Genomic DNA, 15,422 nt, shown 5'->3' on the forward strand with positions numbered 1-15,422 from the left:
GTATTCATGAAAGTCAGATCAACCCTCTCGACAGGTGCGGTCATCGCGTCGTCGAAATTCCTGACCGCCGCCGCAGTGCTCATGCTTCCCGCGCTCGCTCTTTCCGGGCAGACAATGGTCGCAGAGAAAACTGATCGTCCCGCCGACGCCAAGTCACAGCCGACGAGCGAGAAGCCGCAGATCCGGATCGAGAAGCGCACACCCGCATATTGGCGCGTCACCTTCGACAATCCACCCTTCAACATATTCGGGCCGGAGACCATTCCGCAGATGGAGAAGGTCGTCGAGGAGATCGAAACGGATCCGAACCTGAGGGTAGTCGTCTTCGACAGCGCGGTGCCGGGCTTCTTCCTCACCCACTATAACTTTACCCCCGCGCTCTCCGAATCCACGAGCCTTCCCTATGGGAAGACCGGGCTCCACCCCCTGCCGGACATGCTCGTTCGCATCAGCAAGGCGCCTGTCGTCTCCATCGCCCTCATCCGCGGGCGAGCCACGGGCGTCGGCAGCGAATTGGCGCTCGCCAGCGACATGCGGTTTGCCAGCAAGGAGAATGCAATCCTTTCCCAATGGGAGGTCGGAGCGGGTTTCGTTCCGGGTGGTGGCCCGATGGCGCGCCTCCCGCGTCTGATGGGCCGCGGCCGTGCGCTCGAAGTGCTTCTCGGCTCCGATGACATCAACGGCGAGCTTGCCGAGGAATACGGCTACGTCAACCGTTCGTTCGACGACGACAAGCTCGACCCGTTCGTAGATGCGCTCGCCGCCAGAATTTCTGGTTTCGACCGCCAGGCGATTGCCGATACGAAACGGCTCGTCGATTTCGCCAGCCTCCCGAGCGATCCGGAAATCGGAGCGGGCTGGGACGCCTTCATCCAGTCCGTCCAGCGCCCGGTGGCGCAGAAGAACATCGGCCGCCTGATGGAAATGGGGCTGCAGACGAACCCCGACATCGAAGCGCGCCTCGGGCATTACACCCAGACTTTGGCCGACAAGTAGGCCAAAGCCGCGCCCGCGCGTCGGAACGGCAGGTCGCGCGGGCGCACATCCTGCCAGTCGTCCACTCAGAGAAATCGCGCGGTTCCTAGCCGCGGAGATCTTCCGCACCGACAACCCAACCAGCGATGGAGAAGTCACATGCACAGCATCGAAAACCAGATCGTTGATTCCAGTTTTTCGGCAATCATCAACGCACCGATCGAACAGGTGGATATTCCGAAGTGGTGCTTTACCCTGCCTGAGAAGGAATACCAGGGCTGCTCTCCGGCGCACATCGCTGCGGGCTTCACGACGGCGCCCGACGGCACGCGCATGTCGATCAATGTCGAGACGATCGGCGGAAGCCTGATGGTCCAGCATTACCTCGAAACCCTCGGCGAGAAGGATCATCTCATTCTTGATTCCGATTCCGACGTGTTCACGCCAAATGGCCGCGTAACGATCCACGTCACCTGGGAGCTCAGCGTCAAGAAACTGGACGCGGGTCGATGCGAATTCACCAACCGCGTCAGGTCCTATGCAACGGACGAGATGATGGCCTTCCTCGACCACCAGGGCATCCCCTTCGAGATCTTCCGGACGCAGCGGCAACCGATGTCAATCGCACACAACAAGGGCGAAACTCCCCTGTTTGCAGCAAGCATCCAGCGGGCGGCGCTGAAGAACGCCGCCTCCACGAAAGCGGCCTGATCATCGGAAGGAATACCCCATGACACAACTGTCTTTCGACCGGAATAATACAGGTCTGCTGGTGGTCGATCCGTACAACGACTTCATTTCCGAAGGCGGCAAGATCTGGCCAAGGATCAAGGAAGTGGCCGAGGCGAACAACTGCGTACCGCACATGCTCCAAGTGCTGAACGCGGCGCGCGAGGCGAAGCTTCGCGTCTTCTATGCTATGCATCATCGGTATCGCGCCGGCGATTACGAAAATTGGAAGTTTATCGCTCCTATCCAGCGCGCGGCATGGCATCGCAAAAGCTTCGAGTTCGGCACCTGGGGCGGAGAATTCCGCGCCGAGTTCGTGCCACAGCCGGGCGAAGTCATCGCCTCCGAACACTGGTGCTCCAGCGGCTTCGCCAACACCGATCTCGATCTCGAGTTGAAGCGGCATGGAATCCAGAGGCTCATCGTGATCGGGCTCGTCGCGCATACCTGCATCGAGGCGACCGTGCGCTACGCCGCCGAACTCGGATACGACGTGACCGTCGTCAAGGACGCGGTAGCCGATTACTCGCAGGAGATGATGCATGCCGCTCTGGAGGTCAACCTTCCCAGCTATGCCAGCGCTATCGTCGACACAAGGGAAGCCATCGAAGCGATCGCCCCTACACAAGCGGCGTAAGCTTGCATCTCGGCGGCCACCAGAATCTGGCGGGCGTTCACGGACGCACGCCGAATCTCCCATCAAAATCGAAAAGTAATACTTTTTAACCCTCAAGGGTTGGCATGCCCTTCGCCGGCACCTATGTGAGTTCGACAGCCAAATGCCGCCGACCTATGTCGATCCTCCCATATGGTACAGAGAGGCGGTCATGGCTCCCAATTCGAAAGGATCCACATGACATTCTCCGGCGACCTTCTCATCGGCGGCGCAAACGTGCGTGGCGCGGCTGCGACCTTCTCCGCGATAAACCCTGCCAACGGCAGTGCAATGGACCCGACTTTCGCGGGCGCGACGAAGGAGCAGGTGGAGATGGCGACGGCTTTGGCGTGGGCCGCGTTCCCGGTCTACAAGGAGACGACGCTCGAAGATCGGGCGCACTTCCTGGAAGCCATCGCTGAAGGCATCATCGCACTCGGCGACGATCTCATCCTGCGAGCGATGGACGAAACTGGCCTGCCGCGCACACGAATCGAAGCCGAGCGCGCCAGAACTGTCGGACAGTTGCGCCTGTTCGCGAAAGAGGTGCGCGACGGCAAGTTTCAGAAGCTTCGCTTCGATCCGGCCGACGCTGACCGCAAGCCTGTTGCTAAACCGGACCTTCGACTGAGAAACATTGCTCTCGGTCCGGTCGCCGTATTCGGAGCATCGAACTTTCCTCTAGCATTCTCTGTTGCTGGCGGCGACACAGCCTCGGCCCTCGCCGCCGGCTGCCCGGTTGTCGTCAAAGCACACTCTGCCCACCCCGGAACGTCCGCGCTCGTTGGCAAAGCAGTCGTGGATGCCGTCGCGGCATGCGGTCTTCCACCGGGGACGTTTGCCCTTTTGTTCGATGCAGGATTCGAGGTGGGACAGACCCTCGTCGCCGATCCCCGGATCCGTGCCGTCGGATTCACCGGTTCGCGCCGCGGCGGTACCGCGCTGATGAAGATCGCGTCGGAGCGGAAGCAACCGATACCTGTCTACGCCGAGATGAGCAGCATCAATCCCGTCATTCTTTATCCGAGCGCGCTTCGCAATCGCGGATCCAAGATCGGAACATCGTTCGCAACCGCTCTAACCCTGGGCGCGGGCCAGTTCTGCACCAATCCAGGCCTGATCATCGCCGTCGACGGTCCTGGACTCGATGCGTTCATCGAAAGTGCCAGTGCAGCGATTTCGGAAGCGCAGGCCCAGACCATGCTGACGGGCGGCATCTGCGAGGCCTACCGCAAGGGTGTGGCAAGGCTGTCGTCGTCATCGTCGGTCTCGCAGGTCGCTGCGGGGAAGAACGGAACTTCCTATCAGGCCGCGGCCGCGCTCTTCGAAACGACTGCCGCAGCATTCCTCTGCGATCCCGCGCTTCAGGAAGAAGTCTTCGGCGCCTCGGGACTGATTGTTCGCTGTAAGCACGAAACGGAGCTACGTGAAGTCATCGAATCCTTGGAGGGTCAGTTGACGATCGCCCTGCACGTGGATGCCGAGGACATCGCGGCCGCCTCGACGATCATCCCGCAGTTGGAGCTTCTCGCGGGCCGACTTCTCGTCAACGGCTTCGGAACCGGGGTCGAGGTATCCCCGGCGATGGTCCATGGGGGACCGTATCCGGCCACGTCAGACGGTAGATCGACCTCAGTCGGGACACTGGCGATTTATCGCTTCCTGCGGCCCGTTTCCTACCAGGACTTCCCGGCGGAGCTGCTTCCGGAGCCACTTAGACGGTCATAAGCGCACTCGGGCGGTCGACGAGGACGTCGGGCAGGCGTGAACTGCCTCCCCGACCAACTTCATCTCCGAAGATCAGAGTTCGGCTGCCTTGGCTGCCATTGTCGCCTTCGCCCACCATACGAGTTCGTCGAGAGCGATCTTTGCCGACGGCAGAAGGTTTGCCTCGATCTCCTCGATCGGCTTGTTGCCGCCCATCGGGAACACTGCAAAGAAATCGCTTCCGCCAATGTGAACGGCAGCGTGCGTGGAGACCATCTGCAGTTCCACGCCGATACCCCTGATGTGCTCGAGCGCGTGCGAGCCGCCAGTGCTGCCATATGCGATCGCGGTGAACGGCTTGCGGTTCCACTCCGTGTAGGCCTGATCGAGCGCGTTCTTCAGCGCCCCGGTGATCGAGCGATTGTATTCCGCGACGACGAAGATGTAGCCGTCATACTGCCCGACGGTCTTCTGCCAGCGGACCGCTTCCGGATCCCGGCTAGGCGCCCATGCATTGGATGCCACCTCATGAAAGAACGGCAGCGGATGGTCACGCAGGTCGACCACCTCCACATCCATGTCGTCGCGGGCCTGCGCCTGCTTCAGCATCCATTGCGCTGGTTTGTCTCCGAAACGGGTCGACGGGTCGAGCCGATCGTGACGGCGATTTTTGGTTTGGAAGCCATGCGATCCTCACTCCTGTTGGTTTCTGTCTATGGCCCTCGTTCGAGGGTTAGTCGTCGTTCAGGTCATCGGCGTACGCGTAGAGCCCTGGCGAACCTCCGGTCATTAGGAAGAGGACGTTTGATCCCGACGCGATGGTGCCGCTGTCGAAATCGGAAAGCATGCCGGCGAATGCCTTGCCTCCATAGACGGGGTCGACAAGAAGGCCTTCCGTGCTGCCGAGCAGCCTGACAGCCTCGGCCATCTCCTGTGTCGGAATGCCATAGCCACCTCCGAGCTGCGTGCCGCTGATCCTGAGATCGCCCGGCCCCACCTGCTCCTTCCTGGACATAAGCTGCAGAACCGAATTGACCTTGTCGACGGTAGCGGCAATGCAGGCATCAACGGGTGATAGGACGGTGTGAGCCAGTATTCGGGAGGGCTCGCGGTCTGCGACCAGCATTCCCGCCGCAAGCCCCGCATGCATTCCACCGCTGCCGTTCGGAATGACTATCTGGTCGAATTCCATTTCCAGTTCGGCAGACTGCATTGCGATCTCGAAGGCGCAGTCCACATAGCCTAGGCACCCAACCGGTGTTGAACCACCAAGGGTGGCCACAAAAGCCTTGCGCCCGGACGCGGCGAGCTCGGACGCCCGGCGCGAGGCGAACCAACCGGCGTCGTCTCCCCGCTTCAGCACGTGCAAGCGTGCTCCGAACAATCGATCCAGCAGAACATTCCCATTCTCCTGATAGATCGCCATGTCTCGAGGAACCATCTGTGCGAGAACCAGTTCGCATGCCAGACCGGATCTGGCACACGCCGCGGCGGCGAGCCGGGCGAAGTTCGATTGGACTCCTCCTATCGCCACCACGGTGTCGCACCCCTCGGCCGCGGCCTGCCCTATCAGGAACTCGAGCTTGCGCAGCTTGTTGCCGCCGCCGCCCAAACCCATCAGGTCGTCCCGCTTCGCCCATATCGATATACCTTTTGCCCGCGCGCCCAGAACACTCTCGAGGCGGTCCAGGCGCTGAATGGGCGTCGGACCCTCAATCAGGCGAGTGTGCGGAAAGCGGCTTAGGAGCGGTGTCTTAGGCATCGCCTTATCTCCACGACGGTTGGTGTGCGGCACGACTGACTGACTCAGTCGGTTCTGCTTGCAGTCAGCTCTCCGGTCACGAACTGAGCCCGTCCCATACCGAACGACCAGTCCTCGTCTGAATTCTCTACAATCGAGACCATGACATCGGATGGATCGATGCCGCATTCGATGCGAAACGACCGGGCAAGCGTTTCGTATAGGACCAGCTTCATCGTGCGTGACCGGACGCGACTGATGATTTCGACGAGAACGAATCTTTCGGACCTATCCATCCCGAGGCCGGTATCAAGGACTTGAAGATGCGATTTCTCGTGCTCCTCCAATATCTGATACCGATCTCGGCGCGGAATGCCGAACGCCTCGACAACGACATCGTGGGCGACGTCGAGCAGCGTTTGAAGTTCGTCGACGCTGCGCCCTTTGAAGACGTGGATCCTTACCAGTGGCATTGGTCATCTCCTTCATCGGTGCGGTGCTTCTTCACGAGGCGGATCCGCATCCCGCTGCCATGCAGCTCGTACCGGAAGTCCGAGAGCTGAGATCACCCAGATTGCGACCCCCGCCACCTTCGGAAGGAGCGAATGCAGACGTCGTCCGCGACACATTTGAGCATGATGCCAGCACTCCTATCATCGTGGCGAGGACGAGCGCTTGCCGTCCCACTAACACCCACGATTTGAGGGCTATCCGCAACTTAGACTCCGGTATGGGACACTCCGGGCGTGGTATCTTGGGAAATCGCCGCAGTGCGATATCGCGGCGCCGGAACGTTCCGCGACAGGTTCGGCATCAGCTTCTGCCTCGCCGCCTCGTATGCGTCCCAGTCATCGGCGTCCGGAACGGATGGAAGCGTCACCAGTTCCCCCATATCCAGGCCCGCGAGAGCGGCGTCCACAGCGTCGTCGGCCTTCATAACGATACTGTATGGCAGATGCTGGAGCGATCCGCCCGAAGCCTCCCAGAAGGGAGTCTCCACGGCCCCGGGAAGGACGGCCTGAACGCGAATGTTCTTTTCGGCGAGTTCCTTGTGCAGTGAGAACGTCAGCGCGAGAACGAATGCTTTCGTGGCGCCGTAGACGCCGTTGAGAATTTCGGGGGCGAGAGCAAGCGCCGAGGCGACGTTGATGATGGTACCCCTCTCCCGCGCCACGAAGGAAGGAGCGGCCGCATACACCAGGCGGGTCAGCGCCGTAACGTTGATGCGGATCATGCGCTCCATGTCCTCGATGTCCGATACGAGCAGCGGCTGGACGGCGCCGACGCCGGCGTTGTTGACGAGCATGGTGATCGATGGGTCGCTGCGAAGAACCCCCTCGATCTTGAGAAGGTCTTCCCTGGCACCGAGATCGGCTCGTAGGGTCGTCACGCGCCGCCCAGTCCCGCGAGTGATGTCTCCGGCCACATGCGTAAGGCCGTCTTGGCTGCGCGCCACGAGTACGAGATCATAGCCTCGTCCGGCGAGCCTATCGGCATAGATCGCACCGATACCTGAAGATGCACCTGTGATCAGAGCTGTTCCGATGGAGGATTGCGTCATCTAGCGTCTCCGTGCTGAGCGTCCGTGGGCGTGCTGCCCATCCTGACTGTTGGCGTTTATCGTCATAGGGATCGTTCGTAGCTCGCCCAGAAGCCATTGAACAAAGGTATCGGCGATACCTTGGAAGGGTTTTTCCGGCCGATCCTAGAAAAGAACCGACACCATCGGACAATGGACGCGACCGGTGCGTGAGGGCATCGTCACGCCGTCTGCGGAGTGTCCGCATTGTGACTTTGAGGAAGAAGGCGAATGACCATGCAGGAGCGCAACACCCAGTCTGCCACCGCCGTGACCGACATTGAGATGAAACTTGAGGTGGTCGTCGTACCGGTATCCGACGTCGATCGCGCAAAATCCTTCTACAGGGGCCTTGGCTGGAGACTCGACGCCGACGTTTCAGGCGCAGACGGCTTCAGGGTCGTCCAGGTGACGCCTCCCGGGTCGCCTTGCTCAGTCATCTTCGGAAGAAACGTCACTGCGGCCGCCCCGGGATCAGCCCAGGGGCTCCATCTCATCGTCTCAGACATCGAGATGGCCCATGCGGCACTCGCCGCGCGCGGCGCTGAAATGAGCGGGGTCTTCCATGACGCGGGTGGCGTGTTCCACCACAAGGGCACCGAAGGGCGCCTCCCAGGCCCGCACCCGTCTCGCGCCAGCTATGGCTCGTTTGCCTCCTTCAGCGATCCTGACGGAAACGAATGGCTCTTACAGGAAGTGACCGCGAGACTTCCCGGCCGCATAGAAGCCACGGGTGCCGCCTTCAGCTCAGCCGCCGATCTTGCGAACGCGCTTCGTCGTGCCGCCGAAGCCCATGGCGAACATGAGAAACGTATGGGTGGGAAACACGACGATGCATGGCCGGACTGGTACGCCGAATATATGGTGAGCGAGCAGTCGGGCGGTCACCTCCCGACTTGATGGTGCCGAGGGGCGCGGAATGAGCCCAACCCGGGACGGGTGCCACCGCACGATGGCTCATTTTCTGCCGATACCGACACTATTGCACAATAGATCGATAGCGTAGGGTAATGCACTATGCGATGACGACGTCGTCTCGCAAACGCATCGAGCGACGTCAGACGGTCATCGATTACGACAAGCATCTCGGATGTTCCAACTCAGGGCACGGACAACGCAAGATAGCCCCAGCGCGACAAAGGCGGCTCCATATGACGGCCAAGCGCGCGCTGGTATCAGTCGTCGATGACGACGAGTCCGTCAGAGAGTCGCTTCCGGACCTGATCCGGATATTCGGATTTGACATCCGCGCCTTCTCCTCTGCCGCTGAGTTCCTGGATTCTGAGTGGCTATCAATGACGGACTGCCCGATACTGGATGTCGCCATGCCCGGCATGTCCTGTCCCGAACTCGAGGAGGAGTTGATCCGGCGCGGCGAGCGAATTCCGGTCGTCTTCATCACGGCCCACAAGGACGAGAATGATCGCATTCCGCTGATGGAGAATGGGGCGGTTGCATGTCTGTTCAAGCCATTCAGCGATATCGCCTTGCAGGAAACGCTCGATAGAGTGTTCGCCCGAGGGTCGCCAGCGCAACTGCGGGTTCCGGCACAGCTCAGGCACGTCCGACACCATAGGTTAATATACGGCAGCTTGCGGAAGCCATACAGTGCAGGAAAAGGGCAGGTCAGCCCTTGAAAGGACAGGCATGCAGACGGAACTCGGTCGGGTTCTCGACACGCTCCCCGGGATGGTCTTCAGTGCCCTCCCGGATGGTCGGATCGATTTCGTGAACAAGGACTTGGCCAACTTTTCCGGCGTCTCGATGTCCGAGACGAATACATGGGAATGGCCGGTGCAAGGGGCGCCTGCGGAGGCGTCAATGATTACTGAACGGTTTCGGTCAATGCTATCAGTGGATCAACCATTCGAGATGGAGATTCCAACCTTGCGGGCTGACGGCGAGCGCAGCCTTCTGAGGATCCGGTGCAAGCCCATGCTCACAGACGGCAAGGTCCAGAAATGGTATGGTCTTGCCGCCGAACGTGAGCTTGCAAGCACGGATAGTCGTACCGAGCACGAAACGGACTTTCAGCGCATCGTGGATAGCATTCCTGTTCCAGTCGCGGTCACCACACCGACTGGAGACGTTGAAGCATTGAACAATCCTGCTCTCGAATACTTCGGCATGACGCTGGAGGAACTGAAGAACTGGAAGGCGATTGAAGTCGTCCATCCCGAAGACTTGCAGCAAACCATCGCCGATCAGCTCGAGGCGCACAGGACCGCGATCTTCTACAATGTCGAAAGCCGTCATCTCCGTTCGGACGGCGTCTATCGCTGGCACAATGTCCTAGGCTTGCCCTTCAAGGACCGTGAAGGAAATATTCTACGTTGGTTTCATCTTCTCGTTGATATTGATGATCGCAAAAAGGCTGAATTGGCGCTTGCCGCGCGCGAGCGCGAAGCGCAACTCGTATTGGAAAGCATCCCGGCCGGGATCGCCGTCCTGGCTCCGGATGGAAAGGTCGAGGCGATCAACGGACCGCTGTTGCGGTACTACGGACGCGCGCTCGAGGAGCTGCGCGATTGGGGCAACACGGATGTTGTGCATCCGGACGACATGCCCCGAATGATCGCAGCCGTGTCGGATGCCGTCGCATCCGGATCTCCGTATGATAGAGAGGTGCGTCTGCGGCGCGCCGACGGAACATATCGCTGGTTCCAGGTCACCGGACATCCCTTGAAGTCGGAGGATGGCAAGATCATCCGGTGGTACGCCCTTCACATGGACATCGACGATCGGAAGCAGGCAGAAGAAGCGCTGGCGGAACGTGAGCGCGAATCGCGATTGGTCATCGACGGCATAGCGGGAATGATTGCGATCTTTTCGCCGGACGCGAAACTGATTGGCGGCAACCAGCAGATAATCGACTATTTCCAGCGCCCTATCGAGGAGCTCGACAACTGGGCAACGAATGGGATCACTCACCCCGACGATCTGCAGATCTGCATCGACAGTTTCATGGGAGCCATCGCGACCGGAGAACCCTATGACTATGAGACGCGCTTCCTCAGGCATGATGGAACATGGCGCTGGTTTCAGCTTCGCGGGTTGCCATTGCGAAACACGGACGGTCAGATCGTGCGTTGGTATGGCCTGCTGACGGATATAGACGATCGAAAACGGACAGAGGAAAATCTCCGCAGAAGCGAAGCGTTTCTTGGCGACGCCCAGCGGCTCAGCAAGACAGGAAGCTTCTCGCTCAAGCTTGGCACCGACGAGGTCACGTGGTCGGCGGAAACCTATCGCATCTTCGACGTCGATTCTTCCACAAGGGTGACGCTGCGCACTATTCTGTCGCGCCTAGATCACGACAGTTTCGCAAGGGTGCAGCGCGTCCTCGAACGCGCGCGCGAAGGAAATGGTGACTTCGACTACGACATTACGCTGGTTATGCCCGACAAGTCGATGAAGAACGTTCGCGTGCTGGCTCACAGCGAGCGAAACAAGGATGGCGAGCAGGAACTGACTGGCGCAGTGCAGGACGTGACTGAAAGCCGGCGGGCAGAAGAGACACTCAACCAGGTTCGGTCCGAGCTCGCCTATGTTACGCGGGTGACAAGTCTTGGCGTGCTGACGGCGTCGATCGCCCATGAGGTCAATCAACCTCTTGCCGGGATCGTCACCAATGCGAGCACGTGTCTTCGGGTCCTGGCCGCGGAACCGCCCAACATGGAAGTCGCGAAAGATACGGCTCGCCGTATGATCCGCGATGCCAACCGGGCCGCGGAGGTGATCGTCAGGCTGCGGGCGCTGTTCAGCAGAAAACCTCCGATCATCGAGCCGATCGACATGAACGACATCGCAAGCGAAGTGATCGCTTTGGCACTGAGCGACCTCCAGCGGGCGCGTGTGTCGGTCGAGACAGAATTCGGCCATAGCCTGCCACCCGTCGCTGGCGCCCGCGTCCAACTCCAGCAAGTGATCATGAACCTGCTGCGAAACGCCATAGAGGCTCTGGCCGGGATCAACGATAGACCGAAGAAAATCACAATCAATACCCAAGCAGACCCGGCAGGTGAGGTGCAGGTCTCCGTGAGTGACGACGGTGTCGGATTCGGCTCGCAGGAGATGGGACGGATCTTCGACGCTTTCTATACCACGAAACCGGATGGCATGGGCATCGGGCTATCGGTCAGTCGTTCCATAGTCGAAAACCACAATGGACGGCTGTGGGCAAAAGCAAACAATGGCCCTGGCGCAACAGTTGCGTTTGCCATTCCGATATATGAGGTCGCCAGAGAGTCTTGCGACCTTAAAGATAAAGACAGGTCACAGTCGCCCTTCGGGACAGTTCGATGAGGAAGCGATCGAAGCTCGTATCGGTGATCGATGACGACGAGTCTGTTCGAGAAGCTCTCCCAGACCTGCTCCGGTCGTTCGGCCTATCCGTCGAAGCGTTTCCTTCTGCGGAGGCGTTTCTCGGATCGCAGGCACTGGAGGCCAGCGACGGCATCATCCTAGACGTGGCGATGCCGGGCATGACGGGACCGGAACTGCAAAGGGAACTACGAGACAGAAACCTACAAATTCCGATCATTTTTGTGACAGCGTTCGCTGACGAGATGGTGCGCGAGCGTGTGATACGGGACGGGGCGGTGGAGTGCCTGTTCAAGCCGTTCAGTGACGACGAGCTGCAGAATGCGCTTCGCCTCGCCTCGCTCGTGATCTGACGGTTCACCTTGGTCCCCTCGCGGTATCGGTATTGAGGGAACTGTTGTGGACTCTTGACGAAAAGCGATGTTCGGAGAGATCTCGAGTTCGTCGTTGTTGCGTGGCTTGCACTGAGCAACGTACAACATCGTAGATACCAAAGTATCGGCGATACCATAGTGCAATGGTTCCCACGCCCGTTCAGTGTGACTTTCCTCCCCCTCAACCCCGGCAAACACGTAGGAGGATGCCATGTCCCGTATACAGCCCGAAGTCACACGTCGAACTCTTCTTGCCGCCGCCACAGCCGCAGGCGCGGTGGGTATGCTTCCGGGAACACTCGCCGCTTCGACCACGAGTCCCGATATCAGACCGTTTAAGTTCTCGGCTACCGACGAGCAGCTTAAGGATCTTCGACGTCGTGTTGAAGCCACCCGCTGGCCGGACCGCGAGACGGTGTCCGACGATGGGCAGGGTGTGCGGCTCGATACGATCCAGAAGGTCGCCAAGCGCTGGCGGGCGCATGACTGGCGCAAAGTCGAGGCACGGCTGAATTCCTTCCCGCAGTTCATGACCGAGATCGACGGGCTGGACATTCACTTCATCCATGTGAAGTCCCAGCATGAAAAGGCGCTGCCTATTATCATCACCCATGGCTGGCCGGGTTCGATCATCGAGCAGATGAAGATCATCAAGCCGCTGACCGACCCTACCGCCTTTGGCGGCACCGAGGCCGATGCCTTCCATGTCGTCATTCCCTCATTGCCGGGCTACGGCTTCTCGGGCAAGCCGAAGGAAAAGGGCTGGAACCCGCCACGCATCGCCAAGGCCTGGGCCGTGCTGATGCAGCGCCTCGGTTACACGAAATACGTCGCCCAGGGCGGCGACTGGGGCAATGCCGTGACCGAACTCATGGCGGTGCAGGAGCCTGCGGGCCTCATCGGCATCCATACCAACATGGCCGCCACCGTACCTGCCGACATTGCAAAGCTGCTGTCAGCAGGGGCGCCTGCGCCGGCAGATCTCTCGGCCGATGAAAAGCGAGCCTACGAGCAGCTCGACGATTTCTACAAGAACGGCCTCGGCTATGCGATCGAGATGAACAACCGCCCGCAGACGCTTTACGGCATCGTGGATTCGCCGATCGGCCTCGCCTCTTGGATGCTTGATCACGACATCAGAAGCTACCGGATGATCGCCCGATCCTTTACCGGGGAGACGGAGGGTCTGACGCCCGACGATGTCCTCGACAATGTCACGCTTTACTGGCTGACCAACACGGCGATCTCGTCTGCACGACTCTATTGGGACAATGCGCATTTTCCCTCGGGCGGCTTCTTCGATCCGCGCGGCATCAAGATCCCGGTCGCCGTCAGCGCCTTCCCGGATGAAATCTACCAGGCGCCGCAGAGTTGGGCGGAAAAGGCCTATCCGAAGCTCATCCATTACAACAGGCCGGAAAAGGGCGGGCATTTTGCCGCCTGGGAACAGCCGGAGCTGTTTACCGACGAGCTGCGCGCCTCCTTCAAGTCGCTGCGCGACGAAACCTAAGGCGGCACTAACTCGATGACTCCTGGTTCTTTTCCACCTCGGTGTATCGAACTACTCAGCCGGAGAAGTCACCTCTGATGCTGCGGACGTTCCAACGGCATCATGAACTTTCCTACTCGCTTCCGCGGGGGCCACGATACATCTGCGCTGCTTGATCGGAGACAGATAATGAAACTTCCTTTTGCAATTGCTGAAATCACTTGCCTCATGTTGTTCGCAACAGCATCAGCTCCGCAATTATCAGCAACAGAAACAAAGACTCCTGCTGCATCGATCGATCGGCTGTACCGGGTCGACTGCGGCCACTCACTCGCGAATGACGAGTCCGTCTGGACGCCCGGCGAGAATAAGGGCAAGTCGATTGAATTCTCCTCGACATGTTATCTCATCCAGCACGGTGGCGAGTACATCATGTGGGATACCGGGGTGCCCGAAAGTGCAATCGGCGATCCAAACGGCTGGTCGACGCTCCCCAAGCTCATAGTTTATCATCTCGACAAGACAATTTCCTCTCAGCTTGCCGAAATTGGACTGAAGCCAGCGGATATCGACTACGTCGTCGTGTCACATACCCACGGCGATCACATTGGAAATGTCGGGCTTTTCCCCGACGCGACCGTTGTGATGCAGCAGGCTGAATACGAGTGGATCAATTCGCCTCCACCATCAGACCCTAACCTCAACACTCTCGTGCAACTGGCTCGGAAGCTCCTCGGACATCCTCGCCGCCTCGCATTGGTGACGGGAGACGTCGATCTATTTCGTGACGGCAGCGTCAGATTGCTATCGACGCCGGGGCACACTCCCGGCAGCCAGTCGCTGATGGTCCATCTTGCCAAAACTGGCTACGTTATCCTGTCCGGCGACGTGGCGCATCTCGAGGATAATTTCGAGCGAGACATCGTTCCCGCGCTGAATGTCGACAAGCCCGAATCCATCTCCTCGATGGACCGGATCAAAGAGATTATGCGCGAATTCAATGCGCAACTCTTCATCAATCACGACAAACATCAAGCCGACGGGCTCAAGCTTCTGCCGGACTATTACGACTGAGCGGGCATCACCAGCGCCCTATACATTTCGACTTTCCCAATGTCCTGAGCGCGCAACCTGCGCCTTTTGCCAATGATCCAGGAGGACGCCATGGCTGCTGACTTATGCGGAGCAATACCAGAAAGTACCGAGCGGATATCACTGATGGGCTTGCGCTCGCTGATCGGCTCGCGCGCTCAGCACAGTTCGGGATACTATATCAGCGGATGAGTTCCTGAGGACATGGAAGCTTCAGAGCACGATAGATGAAACGGCGACAGACTTCGCAATCGCTCGGGCGCTTCGGGTACCTCCAGAAGGGTTAAAGGCAAATTCGCCAGTGTAGCCAAGCTGGAAATCAATCCCCTCCTCGAGCAACCTGTCCCGAAGCCCTCCCCAGTCGCCTAGCAGCCAAGACTTTTCCTCTCCCGACAGGTGATCGAGTTGTCGGCCACCCGGTACGAGGTCATTTGCCCACCCCCTCCCCGGCTCAAATGACGCGAAAGCGACTGACGCCAGCAGGAGGAAATTCGGGAGATTCGATCGGATCATTCGTCGAGATCTCTTGGGTACATTCGGGGTAGCTGACTGTTGTCACTCGCCCTCGACGCCGTCCATTGCACCATGGTGTAGCTCGGCCGAAGTTCTGCCATCAGAGATCAGAGGCAATACCTTAGTATAGTGTGCTTGGTGCAAGTTTGCGGTAAACTCAACCTCCTGATGGTGAGTGCCACCCATGCTTCCAAGTCACCGGACGCAAGGCACTTCCCACCACGTGTGCTGCAAATACTTCGGCA

The 15,422-nt window shown here is 59.4% G+C and carries 12 protein-coding genes and 2 pseudogenes; 10 read left to right on the forward strand and 4 right to left on the reverse strand.

The genetic code is table 11. The annotated features are described in order from the left end of the window. Nucleotides 1-6 precede the first annotated feature (6 nt). From BSG20_RS25720 to BSG20_RS25735, 4 genes are all read left to right on the forward strand, one after another. Nucleotides 7-996, forward strand: a complete 990-nt coding sequence (locus BSG20_RS25720; protein ID WP_072379846.1) for an enoyl-CoA hydratase/isomerase family protein — start codon at nucleotides 7-9, stop codon at nucleotides 994-996. Nucleotides 997-1,134: 138 nt separating this feature from the next. Next, the gene (locus BSG20_RS25725) at nucleotides 1,135-1,686 is read left to right on the forward strand and encodes a hypothetical protein (protein WP_072379847.1); all 552 of its coding nucleotides are present in this window, start codon (nucleotides 1,135-1,137) and stop codon (nucleotides 1,684-1,686) included. Nucleotides 1,687-1,705: 19 nt separating this feature from the next. Then, entirely contained in the window at nucleotides 1,706-2,341 is a 636-nt protein-coding gene (locus BSG20_RS25730) for a cysteine hydrolase family protein (protein WP_072379849.1), read from the forward strand. Nucleotides 2,342-2,557: 216 nt separating this feature from the next. Continuing rightward, nucleotides 2,558-4,087, forward strand: a complete 1,530-nt coding sequence (locus BSG20_RS25735) for an aldehyde dehydrogenase (NADP(+)) (RefSeq protein WP_072379851.1) — start codon at nucleotides 2,558-2,560, stop codon at nucleotides 4,085-4,087. A 72-nt stretch (nucleotides 4,088-4,159) separates the two neighbouring features. Here BSG20_RS25735 and BSG20_RS25740 read toward each other — a convergent pair. From BSG20_RS25740 to BSG20_RS25755, 4 genes and pseudogenes are all read right to left on the reverse strand, one after another. Then, nucleotides 4,160-4,752, reverse strand: a pseudogene (locus BSG20_RS25740) (NADPH-dependent FMN reductase). A 47-nt stretch (nucleotides 4,753-4,799) separates the two neighbouring features. Further along, nucleotides 4,800-5,828 (reverse strand): D-cysteine desulfhydrase family protein, encoded by a 1,029-nt coding sequence (locus BSG20_RS25745; protein ID WP_072379853.1) that lies wholly within the window; start codon nucleotides 5,826-5,828, stop codon nucleotides 4,800-4,802. 44 nt (nucleotides 5,829-5,872) lie between these two features. Then, the gene (locus BSG20_RS25750; RefSeq protein ID WP_072379855.1) at nucleotides 5,873-6,280 is read right to left on the reverse strand and encodes a tautomerase family protein; all 408 of its coding nucleotides are present in this window, start codon (nucleotides 6,278-6,280) and stop codon (nucleotides 5,873-5,875) included. 245 nt (nucleotides 6,281-6,525) lie between these two features. Beyond that, the gene (locus BSG20_RS25755; RefSeq protein WP_072379857.1) at nucleotides 6,526-7,368 is read right to left on the reverse strand and encodes an SDR family NAD(P)-dependent oxidoreductase; all 843 of its coding nucleotides are present in this window, start codon (nucleotides 7,366-7,368) and stop codon (nucleotides 6,526-6,528) included. A gap of 249 nt (nucleotides 7,369-7,617) precedes the next feature. On the opposite strand from BSG20_RS25755, the gene BSG20_RS25760 reads away from it, so the two are divergent. The 6 genes and pseudogenes from BSG20_RS25760 to BSG20_RS25785 all read left to right on the forward strand — a co-directional run bounded on the left by BSG20_RS25760 (nucleotide 7,618) and on the right by BSG20_RS25785 (nucleotide 14,646). Continuing rightward, nucleotides 7,618-8,286: a VOC family protein gene (locus BSG20_RS25760; RefSeq protein WP_072379859.1), complete on the forward strand. Its 669-nt coding sequence runs from the start codon at nucleotides 7,618-7,620 to the stop codon at nucleotides 8,284-8,286. A gap of 251 nt (nucleotides 8,287-8,537) precedes the next feature. After that, nucleotides 8,538-8,894: pseudogene (locus BSG20_RS25765) on the forward strand (response regulator); the annotation flags it as partial. 181 nt (nucleotides 8,895-9,075) lie between these two features. Beyond that, the gene (locus BSG20_RS25770; protein ID WP_478013402.1) at nucleotides 9,076-11,691 is read left to right on the forward strand and encodes a PAS domain-containing sensor histidine kinase; all 2,616 of its coding nucleotides are present in this window, start codon (nucleotides 9,076-9,078) and stop codon (nucleotides 11,689-11,691) included. Continuing rightward, nucleotides 11,688-12,062, forward strand: coding sequence for a response regulator transcription factor (locus BSG20_RS25775; RefSeq protein WP_072379863.1), 375 nt, complete (start codon nucleotides 11,688-11,690; stop codon nucleotides 12,060-12,062). Before BSG20_RS25770 ends, BSG20_RS25775 begins: the two co-directional genes overlap by 4 nt. A gap of 232 nt (nucleotides 12,063-12,294) precedes the next feature. After that, entirely contained in the window at nucleotides 12,295-13,593 is a 1,299-nt protein-coding gene (locus BSG20_RS25780; RefSeq protein ID WP_072379864.1) for an epoxide hydrolase family protein, read from the forward strand. 168 nt (nucleotides 13,594-13,761) lie between these two features. Continuing rightward, nucleotides 13,762-14,646, forward strand: a complete 885-nt coding sequence (locus tag BSG20_RS25785; RefSeq protein WP_072379866.1) for an N-acyl homoserine lactonase family protein — start codon at nucleotides 13,762-13,764, stop codon at nucleotides 14,644-14,646. The last annotated feature ends 776 nt before the right edge of the window (nucleotides 14,647-15,422 follow it).

The organism is Rhizobium tibeticum, assembly GCF_900110205.1.
Classification (GTDB): domain Bacteria; phylum Pseudomonadota; class Alphaproteobacteria; order Rhizobiales; family Rhizobiaceae; genus Rhizobium; species Rhizobium tibeticum.

Bases quoted from the DNA above. Each gene is read 5' to 3' on its own strand.
- BSG20_RS25745 (WP_072379853.1), bottom strand. From the start codon at position 5,828: ATGCCTAAGACACCGCTCCTAAGCCGCTTTCCGCACACTCGCCTGATT.
- BSG20_RS25750 (WP_072379855.1), bottom strand. From the start codon at position 6,280: ATGCCACTGGTAAGGATCCACGTCTTCAAAGGGCGCAGCGTCGACGAA.
- BSG20_RS25775 (WP_072379863.1), top strand. From the start codon at position 11,688: ATGAGGAAGCGATCGAAGCTCGTATCGGTGATCGATGACGACGAGTCT.
- BSG20_RS25770 (WP_478013402.1), top strand. From the start codon at position 9,076: ATGGTCTTCAGTGCCCTCCCGGATGGTCGGATCGATTTCGTGAACAAG.
- BSG20_RS25720 (WP_072379846.1), top strand. From the start codon at position 7: ATGAAAGTCAGATCAACCCTCTCGACAGGTGCGGTCATCGCGTCGTCG.
- BSG20_RS25780 (WP_072379864.1), top strand. From the start codon at position 12,295: ATGTCCCGTATACAGCCCGAAGTCACACGTCGAACTCTTCTTGCCGCC.
- BSG20_RS25760 (WP_072379859.1), top strand. From the start codon at position 7,618: ATGACCATGCAGGAGCGCAACACCCAGTCTGCCACCGCCGTGACCGAC.
- BSG20_RS25785 (WP_072379866.1), top strand. From the start codon at position 13,762: ATGAAACTTCCTTTTGCAATTGCTGAAATCACTTGCCTCATGTTGTTC.
- BSG20_RS25725 (WP_072379847.1), top strand. From the start codon at position 1,135: ATGCACAGCATCGAAAACCAGATCGTTGATTCCAGTTTTTCGGCAATC.
- BSG20_RS25735 (WP_072379851.1), top strand. From the start codon at position 2,558: ATGACATTCTCCGGCGACCTTCTCATCGGCGGCGCAAACGTGCGTGGC.
- BSG20_RS25755 (WP_072379857.1), bottom strand. From the start codon at position 7,368: ATGACGCAATCCTCCATCGGAACAGCTCTGATCACAGGTGCATCTTCA.
- BSG20_RS25730 (WP_072379849.1), top strand. From the start codon at position 1,706: ATGACACAACTGTCTTTCGACCGGAATAATACAGGTCTGCTGGTGGTC.